The sequence below is a fragment of the Thermoleptolyngbya sp. PKUAC-SCTB121 genome (assembly GCF_016919485.1).
Classification (GTDB): Bacteria; Cyanobacteriota; Cyanobacteriia; order Elainellales; family Elainellaceae; genus Thermoleptolyngbya; species Thermoleptolyngbya sichuanensis.
This window is the reverse complement of record NZ_CP070366.1, coordinates 5,398,745-5,415,070: the sequence shown is the minus strand read 5'-3', so window position 1 is coordinate 5,415,070 and position 16,326 is coordinate 5,398,745. Positions and strand designations below refer to the sequence as shown.

General features: G+C 56.7%; 12 protein-coding genes. 5 read left to right on the top strand and 7 right to left on the bottom strand.

Annotation, left to right across the window (positions count from 1 at the left end):
- Positions 1-36 precede the first annotated feature (36 nt).
- The 3 genes from JTM80_RS22140 to JTM80_RS22130 all read right to left on the bottom strand — a co-directional run bounded on the left by JTM80_RS22140 (position 37) and on the right by JTM80_RS22130 (position 3,377).
- A complete protein-coding gene (locus tag JTM80_RS22140; protein WP_172353532.1) occupies positions 37-810 on the bottom strand; it encodes a peptidylprolyl isomerase in 774 nt (257 codons plus the stop codon).
- Positions 810-2,174 carry a cytochrome P450 gene (locus JTM80_RS22135; protein WP_172353531.1) on the bottom strand — a complete coding sequence of 455 codons (1,365 nt, stop codon included), beginning with the start codon at positions 2,172-2,174 and terminating at the stop codon, positions 810-812. The genes JTM80_RS22140 and JTM80_RS22135 overlap by 1 nt, the downstream gene beginning before the upstream one ends.
- Before the next feature lie 123 nt (positions 2,175-2,297).
- The gene (locus JTM80_RS22130; RefSeq protein WP_172353530.1) at positions 2,298-3,377 is read right to left on the bottom strand and encodes a glycosyl transferase; all 1,080 of its coding nucleotides are present in this window, start codon (positions 3,375-3,377) and stop codon (positions 2,298-2,300) included.
- 286 nt (positions 3,378-3,663) lie between these two features.
- Between JTM80_RS22130 and JTM80_RS22125 the strand changes: the two genes are divergently transcribed.
- From JTM80_RS22125 to JTM80_RS22115, 3 genes are all read left to right on the top strand, one after another.
- A complete protein-coding gene (locus tag JTM80_RS22125) occupies positions 3,664-4,671 on the top strand; it encodes an ATP-binding cassette domain-containing protein (RefSeq protein WP_205370316.1) in 1,008 nt (335 codons plus the stop codon).
- Positions 4,672-4,737: 66 nt separating this feature from the next.
- Complete coding sequence (locus tag JTM80_RS22120; protein ID WP_205370315.1) at positions 4,738-6,759, top strand: hypothetical protein; 2,022 nt, start codon at positions 4,738-4,740, stop codon at positions 6,757-6,759.
- 14 nt (positions 6,760-6,773) lie between these two features.
- The gene (locus JTM80_RS22115; protein ID WP_205370313.1) at positions 6,774-7,553 is read left to right on the top strand and encodes an ABC-2 family transporter protein; all 780 of its coding nucleotides are present in this window, start codon (positions 6,774-6,776) and stop codon (positions 7,551-7,553) included.
- Positions 7,554-7,570: 17 nt separating this feature from the next.
- Here the strand turns inward: JTM80_RS22115 and JTM80_RS22110 are convergent, their stop codons facing one another.
- Positions 7,571-7,789, bottom strand: coding sequence for a hypothetical protein (locus tag JTM80_RS22110; RefSeq protein WP_172353526.1), 219 nt, complete (start codon positions 7,787-7,789; stop codon positions 7,571-7,573).
- 356 nt (positions 7,790-8,145) lie between these two features.
- On the opposite strand from JTM80_RS22110, the gene JTM80_RS22105 reads away from it, so the two are divergent.
- Positions 8,146-11,943, top strand: a complete 3,798-nt coding sequence (locus tag JTM80_RS22105; RefSeq protein WP_205370310.1) for a hydantoinase B/oxoprolinase family protein — start codon at positions 8,146-8,148, stop codon at positions 11,941-11,943.
- A gap of 87 nt (positions 11,944-12,030) precedes the next feature.
- On the opposite strand, the gene JTM80_RS22100 is transcribed toward JTM80_RS22105, so the two are convergent.
- The 3 genes from JTM80_RS22100 to acs form a co-directional block, all read right to left on the bottom strand.
- Positions 12,031-12,903, bottom strand: coding sequence for a cyanophycinase (locus JTM80_RS22100; protein WP_172353524.1), 873 nt, complete (start codon positions 12,901-12,903; stop codon positions 12,031-12,033).
- Positions 12,904-13,183: 280 nt separating this feature from the next.
- Entirely contained in the window at positions 13,184-13,315 is a 132-nt protein-coding gene (locus JTM80_RS23290) for a hypothetical protein (RefSeq protein ID WP_255548848.1), read from the bottom strand.
- A 36-nt stretch (positions 13,316-13,351) separates the two neighbouring features.
- The gene (gene acs / locus JTM80_RS22095) at positions 13,352-15,322 is read right to left on the bottom strand and encodes an acetate--CoA ligase (protein WP_172353523.1); all 1,971 of its coding nucleotides are present in this window, start codon (positions 15,320-15,322) and stop codon (positions 13,352-13,354) included.
- 249 nt (positions 15,323-15,571) lie between these two features.
- Here acs and JTM80_RS22090 point away from each other — a divergent pair, with 249 nt between their 5' ends.
- On the top strand, positions 15,572-16,282 hold the full coding sequence (locus tag JTM80_RS22090) for a Uma2 family endonuclease (RefSeq protein ID WP_205370308.1): 711 nt from the start codon (positions 15,572-15,574) through the stop codon (positions 16,280-16,282).
- The last annotated feature ends 44 nt before the right edge of the window (positions 16,283-16,326 follow it).

Below are 16,326 nucleotides of genomic sequence, written 5' to 3'. Positions count from 1 at the left end.
ATTGCCCGCCTACCCAAAATCCAAAATCCAAACCCCTCACTCTCCCACCAACACCTCAATATCCAGCCCATCGAGCTGCCGCATGATCCACTGGTCGAATAGCTCATTCCGCAGGGTTTCCAGCACTTCGGGGTGGTCGAGTGTGGCAGGCAGGACGCGATCCAGCCGGAAGACGCACCACAGGTTTTCTTGCTCGATAAACAGCGGCGGCAGCACATCGCCAGGAGTGGCCGCATCCACGGCAGCGCGGAGGGCATCGGGCAGGCTGCCCCGGCTGAGTAGCCCCAGCATTCCATTGAACAGGCGATCGCCCGTTTGGGAATAGTCCTGCGCCAGGGTCTCGAAACTTGCGCCCTCTAGCAATTGTTGATATAGCTCCTCTGCCAGATCGCGATCGCCCACCGCCAGCCGCGACAGCACAACCTGATCCAAATCCAGCTTGCGCTCAATGAAATATTGCGACAGGTGCGGCTCCGTCAGGCGATCGCGCAGTTGGCGAAGCTGGAGTTCTCGCTGGGTCTGGGTTTGCAGGGCTTCTGCATCCAGCCCTTGAGACTCCAACCAAGTCTGAAACGCGAGGGGATCGGTCAAATCTGCCTGCTGGCGAAAGTGGGCGATCGCCGCCTCCACCGCTGCCCCGGTTGGCTGCCCCGCAGCGCGATCGCCCAATGCCTGATCCAGCACAAACTGCCGCAGGATTTCGCCAATCATTTCGTCCAGCTTGCCCGCTGCCTGCAAATATCGCACCGCCTGGGCAAGAGAAAGCTGCTGCTGGCCGTTGATGACGATAAACGGGGGAGAAGCCGCCATCAGCCTGCCTCCCGTGCCACAAACGCCACCCGCAGCCCGTCGCGGGGGTGGGGCGTGGGGACAATCACCATGCTCAAGTCTTGGTCGGGCAGCAGCGTCCATTGCCAATGCCGCAGCAGGTGGGTGGCAAAGATCTTCATTTCTAGCCGAGCAAATTCCTTGCCCAAACACTCGCGGATGCCGCCGCCAAAGGGCACGTATCCGTAGCGCTGCTGATCGGCCGAGCGATCGCCCAGTTGGGCAGCACTAAATCGCTCTGGGTCAAACTGCTCTGGCTGGGGATAGAGGGATGCATCTTGGTGCGTCGGCCCAATTTGATACAGCACGCTCCAGTTTTTGGGGATGGTGTAGCCACCATAAGCACAGTCTTGCAGCACTGTGCGAAAGCCGCCGCCGACCGGGGGAATACGCCGCAGCACCTCTCGCAACACTTGCTCTAGATAGGTCATTTGTTTCAGCAAATCGAGGCTCAGCGGCGCGGCTGGGTCAAACCCGCGCTGCTCGGCCCGCAGTTTGTCTAGCACGTCGGGCGACTGGGCCGTGAGCAGGCAAAAGGAGGCGATCGCCGAGGTCAAGGTTTCATGCCCTGCAAACAACAGCAGCAAGACTTGATCCTTTAGCTCTTCCAGGCTGAGGCCCTGCCCGTCTTCGTCGCGGGCGCGAATCAGCAAATCCAGCGCGTCGCTAGCCTCTGACCCGTCTGACTCTGGCCCATCTGAGGAATTGAGGGACTGAGAGAGTCTCTGCTGGCGATCGCGGATAATTTGCTCCATTTCTTCTAATAGCAGCCGCCGCGCCCGCTTGGCCTTGCCAAATGCCGTCCACGGCACATTGAGCGGAATTGAAAATAAACCCTGACACCAGGTTTCAAAAACGTGCCCTAGGCGAGTTTGGGAACCCTTGTCCAGCCCCACCAACAGCTTGCAGGCAATATCCAGCGTGTAGTTTCGCAGTTCGGGATACCACGTTAGCTGGCCCTGCTGCTGCCAGCGCTGGGTATAGCGCTGCGTGATGGCTTCCATTGTGCTGATATAGCCCGACAACGCTCGCGGCATAAAAGCCTGAGCCAGCAGCCTGCGGCGAGACTGGTGCTCGTGCCCGGTTTGCAGCGCCAGAGACAGTTTCCCCAGCAGCGCCTTGGTGCTGGGCGGCCAGTCCACGCTAAAGTACGTGTTTTCGTTGCTCAGCACAAACTGATTCGCTTCCACGCCCCGCATAAAAATCGTCGGCTTCCCCAACAGGCGCGTTTTGAACAGGTCGCCATACTGTTCATGGCGCTTTTGGGCAAAGTTGGGATCGGTAAAGAAGTTGAGCGTCTCGCCGAGAAAGGGGAGTCCAAAAGTGCCGGGGGGCAGGGTATGCATGGGAAGTAGAGGGGAATTGCAGAGCTTCAGCAAGATTCAGCAAGATTCGGCAACCGGGAGATCGGCGATCGCCCGAAGTTATCTCCCTGTTCTCCATTATCCAACGGCTCCTGCCTTCCCCAACTAGCCCCCCAAATAGTCTATGACTGCTTGGGCGATCGCCTCATTGCCGGTCTTGTCCAGCGGCAGGTCGGTTTCTGGCGGGTGCAGCGGCGCTCGCAAAAAGTCCCAATCGCCTTCGGTAAATTCGGCGGGGGTGATGATGCTGTGAACGCAGTGGCGACGAATCCCCGCCAGCAGGCAGGCCGCTTCGGCAAAGTCGTCGCGGGTGAGGCTGACAATCGGCACATCCAGGCGGCAGGCTTCCGAAAAAGTCCCATAGCCTGGTTTCGACACGACGCGCCCACACAGCGGCATAAAGTCCACCGGGCGAAAGGCAGTGCCGCCCACGTTCACCAGGTTGGGCAGGTCAGGAGCGTGCTTGTCGGTGGTGATGAACTGCCAGTCGGGGAAGCGCGTCAGGTTGTGATACGGAATGTCTGCCAGCCCCAGCCCGCCAAAGGTGAGCAGCGCCGTCTTCTCTTTTGGCGCAGTCAGGTTGAACTTGCTCCGCAGGTCGTCTGGGTTATGGCGGGGGCTGCCGCCGGTGAGGCCGACCTCCTGCACGACGGGAAACGCGCTCATGGGTTCATGAAACGGCATCCGAAACAGGCGATCGCACTGGGCAAAGCACTCGCCAATCCAGTCGGCAATAGCCGCAAACTCGCCGCCCCAGGCGCGATAGATATAGTCCCAACCAAAATTGCTGCCCATCCAGCAGGGCACGCCAGCGGCACGGGCGATCGGCGCGGCCAGCGGGGGAATATCGCCCAGCACCAGCCCCACGCGATTTTGGCGAATGAAACTGACCTCGCTGGCGATGATGGATGAAGCGCGATCGCGGATTTCCTTCAGCTTGGCCAGCGTGGCGGGCAAGTCCATCGTCAGGCTGTCGGGCTGAACCACACCCACGTCAAAAGCTCTGGGGCGATGCAAAAACTCGCCCTCCAGGTAAGAATCCAGCAGCCAGCGCGGAGCCGTCGTCACCATGATGGGCAAAATCTCCGGGCTGCGCCGCTGAATCTCTGCCACCACGGCCGCCGTCCGCGTCACATGCCCAAACCCGTGATTCGTAACCGCAACGTATAGAACAGGTCGAGACATGGCAGGAAGTTCCTCAAAGGTCGGGTAACGAGTAACGAAAGATGAACTCGCCTCCACAGTAACCTCGCCCCCACCACTTTTCCAACCCACTCTGAAAAACCGCGGCCCTAGCGCCTTCCCCAAAAACCGTCCGTCACTCTGCAATCTCGCCCACAGCCCCCGATGCCAAATCAAGCTTGTATTATCGAGCCTGTATTGTAGAGAGAAGCCACCGACGCACCATCCATCATTTGCTTGAACAGCTTGCGCGACTCCCCGCCGCTTTGCCCACTCCCCGTCCCACCCTATGTCTATCATCACCGTCGATCGCCTCAGCAAGTTCTACCCCGTCGCGGTCAAAGAGCCAGGACTTAAGGGCACGCTGACCCACTTCTTTCGGCGCACCTACCGCAACATCCCCGCCGTTCAGGACGTGTCCTTTTCGATTGAACCGGGCGAATTTGTCGGGTTCCTCGGCCCCAACGGCGCAGGCAAAACCACCACGTTAAAGATGCTGACTGGGCTAATCCATCCCTCCAGCGGGCGCATCTCGGTGGCGGGGCACGTCCCCTATCGGCGCGAAGCGGGCTTTTTGCAAAAAATTACGCTGGTCATGGGGCAAAAGCAGCAGTTAATCTGGGATTTGCCCACGCTGGACTCGCTGCGGATCAACGCCGCCGTCTACGGCATCCCCGAAGCAGAATTTCGCCGCCGCCTGGGAGAACTGAGCGAGATGCTATCGCTGGATCGCCAGTTAACCCAGCCCGTCCGCAAGCTCTCCCTGGGGGAACGGATGAAGGCGGAACTGCTGGCGGCGCTGATTCACCAGCCCAAGGTGCTATTTCTGGACGAGCCGACGCTGGGGCTGGATGTGAATGCCCAGAGCAGCGTGCGCGACTTTTTGCGGAAATACAACCAGCAGTTTCAGGCCACTGTGCTGCTGACGAGTCACTACATGGCCGACATCACCGCCCTCTGTCGCCGCGTGCTGATGATTCATCAGGGCAAGCTGATTTATGATGGCAGCCTGGACGGACTGCTGCAGCAGTTTTCCCCCTGCCGCGAGGTGACGATAGAACTGGCGCAAGACCCACAGCCCCAGGTTCTAGAACGCTTCGGACACCTGAAAGCGATCGAGGGCCGCGTAGCCCATTTCATCGTGCCCCAGGAAGCGCTGACTCAGTTCCTCTCGCGGCTGCTGGCGGAGCTAGACATTGCCGATCTCACGGTCACCGATCCGCCCGTCGAAGCGGTGATTGGGCACGTGTTTCAAAGCGGCGGTCTAGACAATACAGGCGACGGCGCATCGGCTTAACGGGACGGCTCCCTTACCGCTAGAATGTTAGCCTGTGTGAGATTGGGCTGATCCGAACTTAAATTTTTGGTTTGGAGCTCTCTGTGTTGCGGTCTGGTCAAGAAGGAAGAGCAAGTGTCCTTTGTCGAGCGTCTGGTCACAAAGTGGATGACGGTGGGCGATCGCCTCCGACAGGCCGCTGCACAGCGTCCGGTTGCAGCAACCAGTCTGGCAATCTTCTGGGCCTGCGTATTTGTCTACACCATGAATGGCCGCGTGGATTTGAACTCCAGCGACAACGTGACCAACACGCTTTTGGGATTCAACTGGCTGCAAAACCACAGCCTAAACTTTGATGCGTTTCGAGATGGCTATCTATATCGCGGCGGCGGCATCCCGTTTTACTTTGTAGAGTCATCAACGGGTCATTTATCTTCTCGGTTTCCCATTGGGTCAGCACTGGTCACGTTTCCCCTCGCCGTTCTCTATTATTTTGCGCTCAAGCTGGCTGCTTTTTTGGACGGAATCACGGGCGGCGTTTTCAACCTTTTTCCAGCCGGGTTTCCTGACGTTGCTAGCGAAGACTTTGCAGCGTATCGGCAGGGATTTAGCAAGTTTGCCGCGACCATTTCCACTGCTTTGACGGTTGTTTTCTTTTATCTCAGCACCCGCCTCAAATTCAGTCCCAGCGTGGCAGCAGTTTCTACCTTTGTATTTGCCTTTGCCACCGGAATCTGGCCCATTTGCTCACAGGATTTGCGCCAGCACACCATTTCTAACTTGCTGCTTTCGGGGATTCTGCTGTGTTTGCTCAAAGTAGAGCATGGTGAGGGAAAAAACCGCAGGCTGCTGCTGTTTTTGGCAGGATTTTTTTGCGGCATTCTACCTAGCGCTCGAATCACCAGCGCTTTGTTTTCAGCCGTTATTTTTCTGTACGTAGTTATTGCCTATCGCAAAGAAGCTGTCTTCTTTTTGCTAGGATTACCGAGCGTATTGTTTCACTTAGGCTGGAACCTCTACTATTTTGGCTGGGGCAACCTGATCGTTGGTGGATATATTTCATACATCGAGAAGCACCCGTCTTCCTATTCTTGGACGTTCGAGCAATTTAGAAGAGGGTCTCTAGGACTGCTGCTCAGCCCTAGTAACGGGATTCTGGTCTTCTCGCCCGTGCTGCTGTTTGCAATTCCGGGAGCTTATCGCCTGCTGCAAAGGTGGAAGCGGGAAAACCGTCGGGATGAATGGCTGCTTTTGTGCCTGATGGTCAGCGTTTTCCTGCTTTACTTGCAATATAGCTTCTACTTAATTTGGCTGGGTGGAAACGACTCTTTTGGGCCGCGCTTCTTAGCAGACACGTTGCCCATTTCTTGTTTTTTGATCGCTTACTTTTTGGCAGATCTCGCCCCCAAGCTGAGGCGCAACTGGCAGGGCGCACGATTTGTCTTGGCGCTGTTTCTCATCAGCCTGATTCTTTCAACCCTCATTCAAACCATTGGGGCATTCACTCAAACAAACTGGAAAGCCAGCCCAATGCCCGCCACAGAGCGCAATGGACGATTGTGGGCGTTGCAAGATAGTAAAATCGAGCGCCACACCAGAAATTTGCTTGCCAAGTTCAACAAACCGATTCGGGATCGAAAAACCTATCTAGCAGGATTTCAAGGCACGGCAGAAAGCCTGCACTGGATCGAGCTGGATGGAGATGAAGTGCCTGTGGGCGATCGCCCCAGGGTTCGCTCGGGTCAGCGAAGACTTTTGAAACTTGCCCTCCGCAATACGGGGACATCGCCCTGGTTTGGCTATCAAACGGGCATCGAAAAAATGGGGGAAGCGAAAATCCGACTGAGATTCTATGATGCAAAGGGCAAAGACAAAACGCCCCGAATTGGCAATCAACTTTTTGTCTCTGGTCGAACGCAGCCCGGTGGGGCAACCATTGCCATCGGACAGGCTGCCTTTCCAGCCGAACCGGGGGTCTATCAACTGGAGTGTTGGCTGGTGGCAGACGGCATTTCTTCCTTGAACCCGGAATCTGCCCCGACCTACGTCCAGACCATTACAGTCCTTCCCCGTTCTAGCCCAGCGCAACCAGATTCGCCAAGCCCCTAATTCTGTGACTGCCCATGCTCCGCACCGCTCGCACGCTCCTGTCCGTCTACTATGCCTACATGGTGGAATATCGCGCCGAGCTAATCCTCTGGGTGCTGGCGGGTAGTCTGCCGCTGATTCTCATGGGTGTGTGGATGGAGGCCTCGCAGGGCGGGCAGTTTGGGCTGTCGCCTGTGGAGTTTGCGCGATATTTTTTGGCGGTGTTTTTGGTGCGCCAGTTCACCATTGTTTGGGTCGTGTGGGATTTCGAGCGGGACGTGGTGGAGGGAAAACTGTCGTCGCGGCTGCTGCAACCGCTCGATCCGGGTTGGCATTATTTTGCATCACACCTGGGCGAACGATTTGCCCGCGTGCCCTTTGCCTTTGTGCTGGTGGGGCTGTTTTTCTGGCTCTATCCCCAGGCATTCTGGCTGCCGAGCGTGGGCGATTTTTTGCTGGGTGCTTTGGCGACGGCGCTGGCGTTTGTGCTGCGCTACGTGATGCAGTACACGGTGTCCATGCTGGCGTTTTGGATTGAGAAAGCCAGCGCGATTGAGCAGATCTGGTTTTTAATTTACCTTTTCTTTTCGGGTGTGGTTGCACCTTTGGAAGTCTTTCCCCCGCTGGCCCGGCAGATTGTTGAATGGACACCGCTGCCTTACCTGGTTTACTTTCCGGCTAGCATCTTTGTGGGGCTGCCAGGAAATCGACTGCATGGATTCCTAATTACCCTGGCGTGGATTGTGCTGTTCTTTTGGCTGAACCGCTGGCTGTGGCGGCGGGGACTGCGGCATTATTCTGGGATGGGCGCTTAGGCAGAGATTCGCAGGCTTTACCTCCGCAACACTGAAGTAATAATGACTGTGAGCGTCGCACTGGCAATCAGCGTGAAGGCAAGCTGAACGACCCACTGCGTCGCCTGACGATAATCCGCAAAGCGCTCATCGAACTTTTTCAGATCACCTGAAAATGTTTCAACGTCGCTGGAAAGCCGATCCAGCTTGTTAGACAAGTCTCTGAGGGTGGGTTCGCTGTCGGAGGCAGAGGCCATAAAACGATTGATTGGAAAAAGCGACTATCTCAGAATTCCCAGACGGATGGAGATCTAACTGAAGTTTATCAGTATTGATAGTCTACTAAAGGAATCCGCCAATGACTACTGGAGGGCAATAGCGTCATGCCTTCGTGGCGAAACAGTAAAGAAGATTACAACCCTCACCGTAGGAAGATTTCACGCCAAAGCCTTGGCTCATAAAGCCACGATTTTCATAACTGGCAGCGAGCTAGGTGAGACGATGTTAAGAGCAGCTTGCAATTTTTTATTCATCTTGGCTTCATCTTACCAAGTAAGATGCGATTGGCTTGGCACAGTAAGTTTGAATCGATTACCAGAAGGAGTACGACATCATGACACAAGGCTGGCAATTTTGGATTGATCGGGGCGGTACGTTTACCGACATTGTGGCGCGGCGGCCCGACGGGCAGCTTGTCGTGCATAAACTGCTGTCAGAGAATCCAGAGCGCTACGCCGATGCACCGATTCAGGGAATTCGCGATTTACTGAGCTTGTCGCCGGATACGCCGATTCCTGCTGGGCAGATTGCGACGGTGAAAATGGGGACGACGGTGGCAACAAATGCGCTGCTAGAGCGGAAGGGCGATCGCACACTCCTGCTCATCACCAAAGGCTTTCGAGATGCCCTGCGAATTGGCTACCAAAACCGTCCCAACATTTTTGCACGACAAATTATCTTACCTGAAATGCTCTATGAGCGCGTCATCGAGGTAGACGAACGCCTCAGCGCCCAAGGTGAGGTACTCATTTCGTTCCGTCCGATGGAAACGGAGCTAGTGGAAGAGTTGCAAGATGCCTATGCAGCGGGCATCCGCAGTTGCGCGATTGTGTTCTTGCACGGCTATCGCTATCCCGACCACGAGCGGCAGGCGGCGGAACTGGCGCGACAAATCGGCTTTACGCAGGTCTCGGTTTCTCACCAGGTCAGCCCGCTGATGAAGCTGATGAGCCGGGGCGACACAACGGTTGTGGATGCCTATTTATCTCCAATTTTGCGGCACTATGTGGATCGAGTGGCCGCCGAGTTGGGCGTTACGTCGGGTTCTGGTAATTCAGATCGACCGAAGCTGTTTTTTATGCAGTCCAATGGTGGACTGACCGATGCAGCGCTGTTTCAGGGGAAAGACAGTATCTTATCCGGCCCGGCAGGCGGCATTGTGGGTGCGGTCAAAACCAGCCAGCAAGCGGGTTTTAGCAAGATCATTGGCTTTGACATGGGAGGCACCTCTACGGACGTGTCGCACTTTAGCGGTGAGTATGAACGCACCTTTGAAACCGAGGTGGCGGGCGTGCGGCTGCGGGCCCCGATGATGGCAATTCATACCGTAGCTGCGGGCGGTGGCTCGATCTGCCAGTTCGATGGGGCGCGATATCGCGTGGGGCCGGATTCTGCGGGGGCGCATCCTGGCCCCGCCTGCTATCGCAAGGGCGGCCCGCTGACGGTGACCGATTGCAACGTGATGTTGGGTAAGATTCAGCCGCAGTTTTTTCCAGCGGTCTTTGGCCCAGAGGGAAATCTGCCGCTAGATGCCGCCGTGGTGCGGGAGAAATTCACGGCACTGGCGGCGGAGATTGGAACCCATACTGGCAACGCGCGATTCCCGAAGGGATCGCTTCGCGAATCGCCCGAACAGGTGGCTGAAGGATTTCTGGCGATCGCCATCGAAAAAATGGCCAGCGCCATCAAAAAAATCTCCATTCAGCGCGGTTACGACATCACAGAATACACCCTCTGCTGCTTTGGCGGCGCAGGTGGGCAGCACGCCTGCCGGATCGCCGAATCGCTGGGCATCTCGCAAATTTTTCTGCACCCCTATGCGGGCGTTCTCTCGGCCTACGGCATTGGGCTGGCAGACGTGACGACGATTCGCGAGCAGGCGATAGAAGCCCCCCTCACGGATGCCCAGCGACCAGAGATAGAGCGCGTGTTGCAGGAATTGGCGATCGCCGCCCGCCGAGATCTCCAGCAGCAGGGCATCGCCGCCGAATCAGACACCCCCCTGCACACAGACGCGCAGGTGGAGATTCGTCCTAAGGTTCACCTGCGGTACGAAGGAACGGATTCTGCGCTGATTGTCGAATACGCCAGTCTCAACGATATGCGAGATACATTTTCACGGCTCTATCGACAGCGCTATGGATTCACAATGGAACACAAACCGCTAATCGTTGAGGCTGTTTCCGTAGAAGCAATTCACGCTTCTGAGATTACAAGGGTAGAACCGTCAAAACCAGACGGAGTGAATGACCTCAAGACAGATTTTGCTCAAAACATAACCGCGATCGCCACTGTTTCCATGCACACAGGCGGCACAACCTACAACACGCCCGTCTATCAGCGGCAAGACCTGCAAGAGGGCGATCGCCTGATGGGCCCAGCCCTAATCATCGAACCCACCAGCACGAATGTCGTTGAGCCTGGATGGATTGCAGAACTCACGTCTGGCGGAATGCTAATTCTCAAGAAAGATAACGACAGCAGGACGCAAGAAGAGTCTGTAGCCGATTTCCCTCTCGCAACCCATTCTGCCTCTGGCTCGCCTGATCCGGTGATGCTGGAAATCTTCAATAACTTGTTTATGGCGATCGCCGAAGAGATGGGAATTACTCTGCAAAACACCAGCTACTCGGTCAACATCAAGGAGCGATTAGATTTTTCCTGCGCCATCTTTGATCAACAGGGTCAGCTCGTCGCCAACGCGCCCCACATCCCAGTTCACCTCGGCTCCATGAGCGAAAACGTCCGCGCCCTGATTACCGCCAAGGGCCAGACGATTAAACCCGGTGATGTGTACGTGTCCAACAATCCCTACAACGGCGGCACGCATTTGCCCGATATCACGGTGATTACGCCTGTGTTTCAGTCGATGAACCCGAATGCAGAAGCCGCTTCCTCGACTCCCCTCTTCTACGTTGCCTCTCGCGGCCACCACGCCGACATCGGCGGCATCACGCCCGGCTCTATGCCGCCCAACAGCACCCGCATTGAGCAAGAAGGCGTGCTGCTGGATAACGTGTTGCTGGTGGAAAACGGACAATTTCGTGAAGCAGAGATATCAGAAATCCTGACGACCGGATCTTATCCAGTCCGAAATCTAGCGCAAAATTTGGCAGATTTGCAGGCGCAGGTGGCCGCCAATGAGCGCGGCGTGCGGGAACTTCACCGCATGGTTGCCCACTACGGGTTAGATATCGTGCAGGATTATATGCAGCATGTTCAAGACAACGCCGAGGAATCTGTTCGACAGGTAATTGTGAACCTAAGTCGGCAGGTTCAGCCGAACAGCGACGCAAGCGTGTTGAACCGTCAGTTTACCTACCTGCTGGATGATGGCGCGCACATTCAAGTGGCGATCGCCCTTAATCCTCAAGAACGCTCCGCTTGCATTGACTTTACAGGCACCTCACCTCAGCAGGCGAATAACTTCAACGCGCCGCTGGCCATCTGCAAAGCCGTCGTGCTGTATGTATTTCGCACGCTGGTCGATGCCGAGATTCCGCTCAATGCAGGCTGCCTGAAACCTCTGGAAATCATCGTGCCGGAGGGCTGCTTGCTAAATCCCAAATACCCCGCCGCAGTGGTGGCAGGAAATGTGGAAACGTCGCAGGCGATCGCCAACAGTCTCTACGGTGCGCTGGGTGTCCTCGCTGCTAGCCAGGGCACAATGAACAATCTCACCTTTGGAAATGAAAAGTACCAGTATTACGAAACCATCTGTGGTGGCTCCGGCGCAGGCCCCGATTTCGACGGCACCGATGCAGTGCAAACCCACATGACCAATTCGCGCCTCACCGACCCGGAAGTGCTGGAATGGCGGTTTCCAGTGCTGCTGCGTCGGTTCGAGATTCGCCCCGACAGCGGCGGCGCAGGACGGCATCGCGGTGGCAACGGCGTAATTCGCGAGATCGAGTTTCGCGAACCCATGACGGCCGCGATTCTCTCCAGTTCTCGCCAGGTCGCGCCCTTTGGGCTGTCCGGCGGTGAACCGGGCGCAACCGGACGCAACTGGGTCGATCGCGAAGACGGCCGCCGCGAAGACTTGCCCAGTTGCGCTGAGGTGCAAATGCACGCGGACGATGCGCTGATAATCGAAACGCCGGGGGGCGGCGGGTTTGGAGTTGCAAAGTAGCCCGATGGGAAAGGCTGCTTGGAGGCATGCGCGGTCGAGTATCGAGGGCTTGAACTTATGCGTGGTCTAGAGGCGATCGCCCCGTCCCTAGCAAATGCAAGAACGAGTATCCAAATTAAACCGATAGCCGTGTGGCAAAATGTGCAGCTTTGCACCGCAGAGGGCAAGCGGTTCATCCATCAGCAGATCATCAACGTTGTTGTGCGTTAGCTCCGACACATCAACAATGGTGACCGATCCTTCGCCAATCACCTCGACTTCGTGGGCGTTGATCACAATTGCCGTGTTTTCGTCAATGCCAAATCCTAGAATGGCGGGCTGCTGAGCCACAGCCGAGAGCAGGCGACCAATTCGGCCGCGCTGGGCAAAGTGCTGGTCGATCACCACGCCAGGAAAGAAACCCATGCCGCGATCCATCTTGGCAGATTCGGGACGGGGATTGCTTTCGCTCTCTCCTTCGACGATCATCATGTCGGGCATCATCGCCGCTCCAGCACTGGTTCCGGCGATCACCACCCCTTCGGCAAATCGCTGGTGGAGCGCCACATCTAGCTCGGTGTCTTTTAGGCACTCTGTAATGCGGGCCTGGTTGCCGCCTGTGAAGAAAACGCCCGTGGCCTGCTGAATATCGGCGATCGCCTTGGGATTGCTGGCATCCTCTCGACGACCCGTATCCACAACGCGCACATCTTCCACGCCCAGCCGCTCAAAGATATCCATGTACATGGCTCCCACCTCGCCGGGCAACCCTGTGGCCACGGTCATCACCACCACCCGCGCCTGCAAGCCGCCCGCCTCCCGCACAAACTCGCGCAGAATCTTGCATTCGCCTTCCTTATCTTCTGCCCCACCAATAATAATCAATCGTCCATAGGTTTCCGGCAGCGCTACATTTTCTGGATCAGCCACCCGCTCTTCCAAATCAGCCGCAGCAGTTGAGCCTTCTACTTGAGTTTCCATACTTTTTCTTGGGAATTCATATCGAGTAATATCAATCTTTCCTGACATCGGGCGATCGCTGATACCCTCTGCGGGAAGAGATAAGACAATCCGCAACCCTATCTTTGGATGGGTCAATATCCCACAGCATTCTGTCGATTGGTTGAGCAACAGCGAGCTAAGTAGGTGGACATTAATAAACATAAAACCCAAATAAAACCCAAAGACCCTGCGCCGCCCGCGGCGCGGGCGGCGCAGGGTTCAGGATCTGTTTTTTAATCTGGTCTATCTACTTATCAGCTCATAAAACGCGGACGAGTTTCTGCTCCTCGCCCCGCAACTGTGCGGCATCTTGCACGCTCTGGCTCCGCATCGGGTCATCTGTAAAGACACCCAGCCTGCTAATCTCCCGATTTAGCCAGCGTCGAGACAATTGAAGCTGATTGATTATCAAATCCCAAACTCTAGACTACGCACCTTCCCGTAGCTTATCCAGCACCGAGCGGTCTTCTAGCGTGGAGGTGTCGCCAGAGATTTCCTGACCCGCCGCGAGCGATCGCAACAGTCGCCGCATAATCTTGCCCGATCGCGTCTTGGGCAGGGCATCGCTAAAGCGGATTTCGCCAGGACGGGCCAGCGCACCGATTTCCGCCACAACGTGCTTCTTCAGTTCGGCAACTAGTTCCTCGCTAGGCGTAACGTTGCCTTCTAGAGACACAAACGCCACAATGTCTTCGCCCTTGATCTCGTCCGGTTTGCCTACGACGGCGGCTTCTGCCACCGCCGGATGGGACACCAGCGCCGACTCGATTTCCATCGTGCCCAGGCGATGCCCCGACACGCTGATCACGTCGTCTACCCGACCCATCACCCAGAAATAGCCGTCCTCATCCTTGCGTGCGCCGTCGCCTGCGAAGTAGAGATATTGCCCATCTTTTGGGGGAATATGCTCCCAGTAGGTGCGGCGGAAGCGATCGTCGTCGCCATAGACCGTCCGCATCATCGACGGCCAGGGATGCTTCACCACCAGATAGCCGCCTTCGTTCGCGGGGACGGGATTGCCCTCCAAATCCACCACGTCTGCCAGAATGCCAGGGAAGGGCCGCGTCGCAGAACCGGGCTTGGTGGCGATCGCCCCTGGCAGCGGCGTAATCATAATCCCTCCCGTCTCCGTCTGCCACCAGGTATCCACAATCGGGCAGCGCTCTCCACCGATGACGCTGTGATACCACATCCACGCTTCCGGGTTGATCGGCTCGCCCACGGTGCCCAACAGCCGCAGCGACGAGAGATTGCGGGCGCGGGGATGGTGTTCGCCCATCTTGATAAAGGCGCGGATCGCCGTCGGCGCAGTATAGAAAATTGTCACACCGTATTTCTCAATCACATCCCAAAAGCAGCCAGGGTTGGATGCACGGGGCGCACCCTCATACATCACCGTCGTTGCGCCGTTCGACAGTGGCCCGTAGACGATATAGCTGTGTCCTGTGATCCAGCCCACGTCAGCGGTACACCAATACACATCAGTATCTTGCAGGTCAAAGATCCACTTGGTCGTCATGTGGGTATAGAGGTTGTAGCCAGCGGTCGTGTGAACCACGCCCTTCGGCTTGCCCGTGCTGCCAGAGGTGTAGAGGATAAACAGCAGATCTTCGCTGTCCATCGGTTCCGCCGGACAATCCGCCGACACGCCCTGGCGCAGGTCATGCCACCAGTGGTCGCGCCCCGCCTGCATATGCACCTTTTGCTTTGTGCGCTCCACCACCAGCACATTGTCCACGCTGGGGCAGGCTCCCCCTTCTAGCGCCTTGTCTACCTGCTCCTTCAGCGGCACGATCGCATCTTTGCGCCAGCCGCCGTCTGCGGTGATCACCAGCTTGGCTTGGCCATCATTCAGGCGATCGCGCAATGCCTCCGCACTAAACCCGCCAAACACCACCGTATGAGCCGCCCCAATCCGCGCACAGGCCAGCATGGCGATCGCCGCTTCAGGAATCATCGGCATATAAATGCCCACCACATCGCCCTTCTTCGCGCCGAGCGACTTCAGCACATTGGCAAACTGGCAAACTTCGCGGTGAAGCTGGGCGTAAGTTAGCGTGCGCGAGTCGCCCGGTTCGCCCTCCCAGATCAGCGCCGCCTTGTTCTTGCGCCAGGTCGTCAAGTGGCGATCGAGGCAGTTATAGGAAATATTAATCTTGCCACCCACAAACCATTTGGCAAAGGGCGGCTGCCAATCCAGCACCGTCTGCCACTTCTCAAACCAGTGCAGTTCCTTCTGCGCCAGATCCGCCCAAAACTTTTGCGGGTCGGCCGCCGCCCGTTCATAAAGCTGCTCGTATTCTTCCAGCGTCTTGATATGCGCCTGCTGAGAAAACGCGGCAGGCGGCAAAAACTGGCGGTCTTCGTGCAGGATGGATTCAATCGTGGGATTTGACATACGGTCTTGGGGTGCAGCTCAGTGGACTATCGCCTTTGAATTAAATCAACTTAATCAACTGCTGACTATTCAAAGCAGCAATCAGGCTATTCAAAAACCATACGGGTTTTGCGGCTCCCTAGGACAGACCCTACACGTTCCTTTAAGGTTTGCCATTCTCGAAGACCTACCCGCAGGACTCGCCACCCCATCACCCCTATCACTCCATCCCGCAGCGCTACACTAAAATCATCCTCCACCCAGCCAGCCATGTCGGTTGCCAAAGATCGCGAGCCAGCCATAGCGCAACCCCCGCTCGACCCGCCGTTGATCATTCCGCCGGGCAATCTCTCCAGCCACGAACCGCCTTTGGAAAGCTCCCTCCATCTCCAGCAGCTGATTCTCTTGCTGACTTCCCTCAACTGGCTGTGGCAAGACCGCACCGACTACTTCGCCGCAGGCAACCTGACGATTTACTACAGCCCCAACCAGCGCAAGTCTGAGGATTTTCGCGGGCCAGACTTTTTTGTGGTGCTGGGGACGGAGCGGCGGCCGCGCAAAAGCTGGACGCTGTGGGAAGAAGACGGCAAATATCCCAACGTGATTGTGGAACTGCTGTCGGACTTGACCGCCAGCGTGGATCGGGGGCTAAAAAAGGAGATTTATCAAGACACCTTTCGGACGCTGGAATATTTCTGGTTTGATCCTGTCAGCCTGGAATTTGAAGGATTTTCGCTGGTGCGCGGGCGCTATGAGCCGATTGCGCCCAACGACCAAGGGCGGCGATGGAGCGACCAGCTTCAGCTTTTCTTGGGGATTCATGACGAACAGCTTCGGTTTTTCCGACCTGACGGCAGCCTAGTGCCCACGCCCGAAGAAGCAGCGCGGATAGAACAACAGCGGGCTGATGCAGAACAAGAGCGGGGCGATCGCCTCGCCACAAAGCTCCGAGAACTGGGCATCGACCCAGACACCCTGTAGCGCTGCGAGAGATTGCTAAACGCCTCGCAAGCCCACGGTCTGAC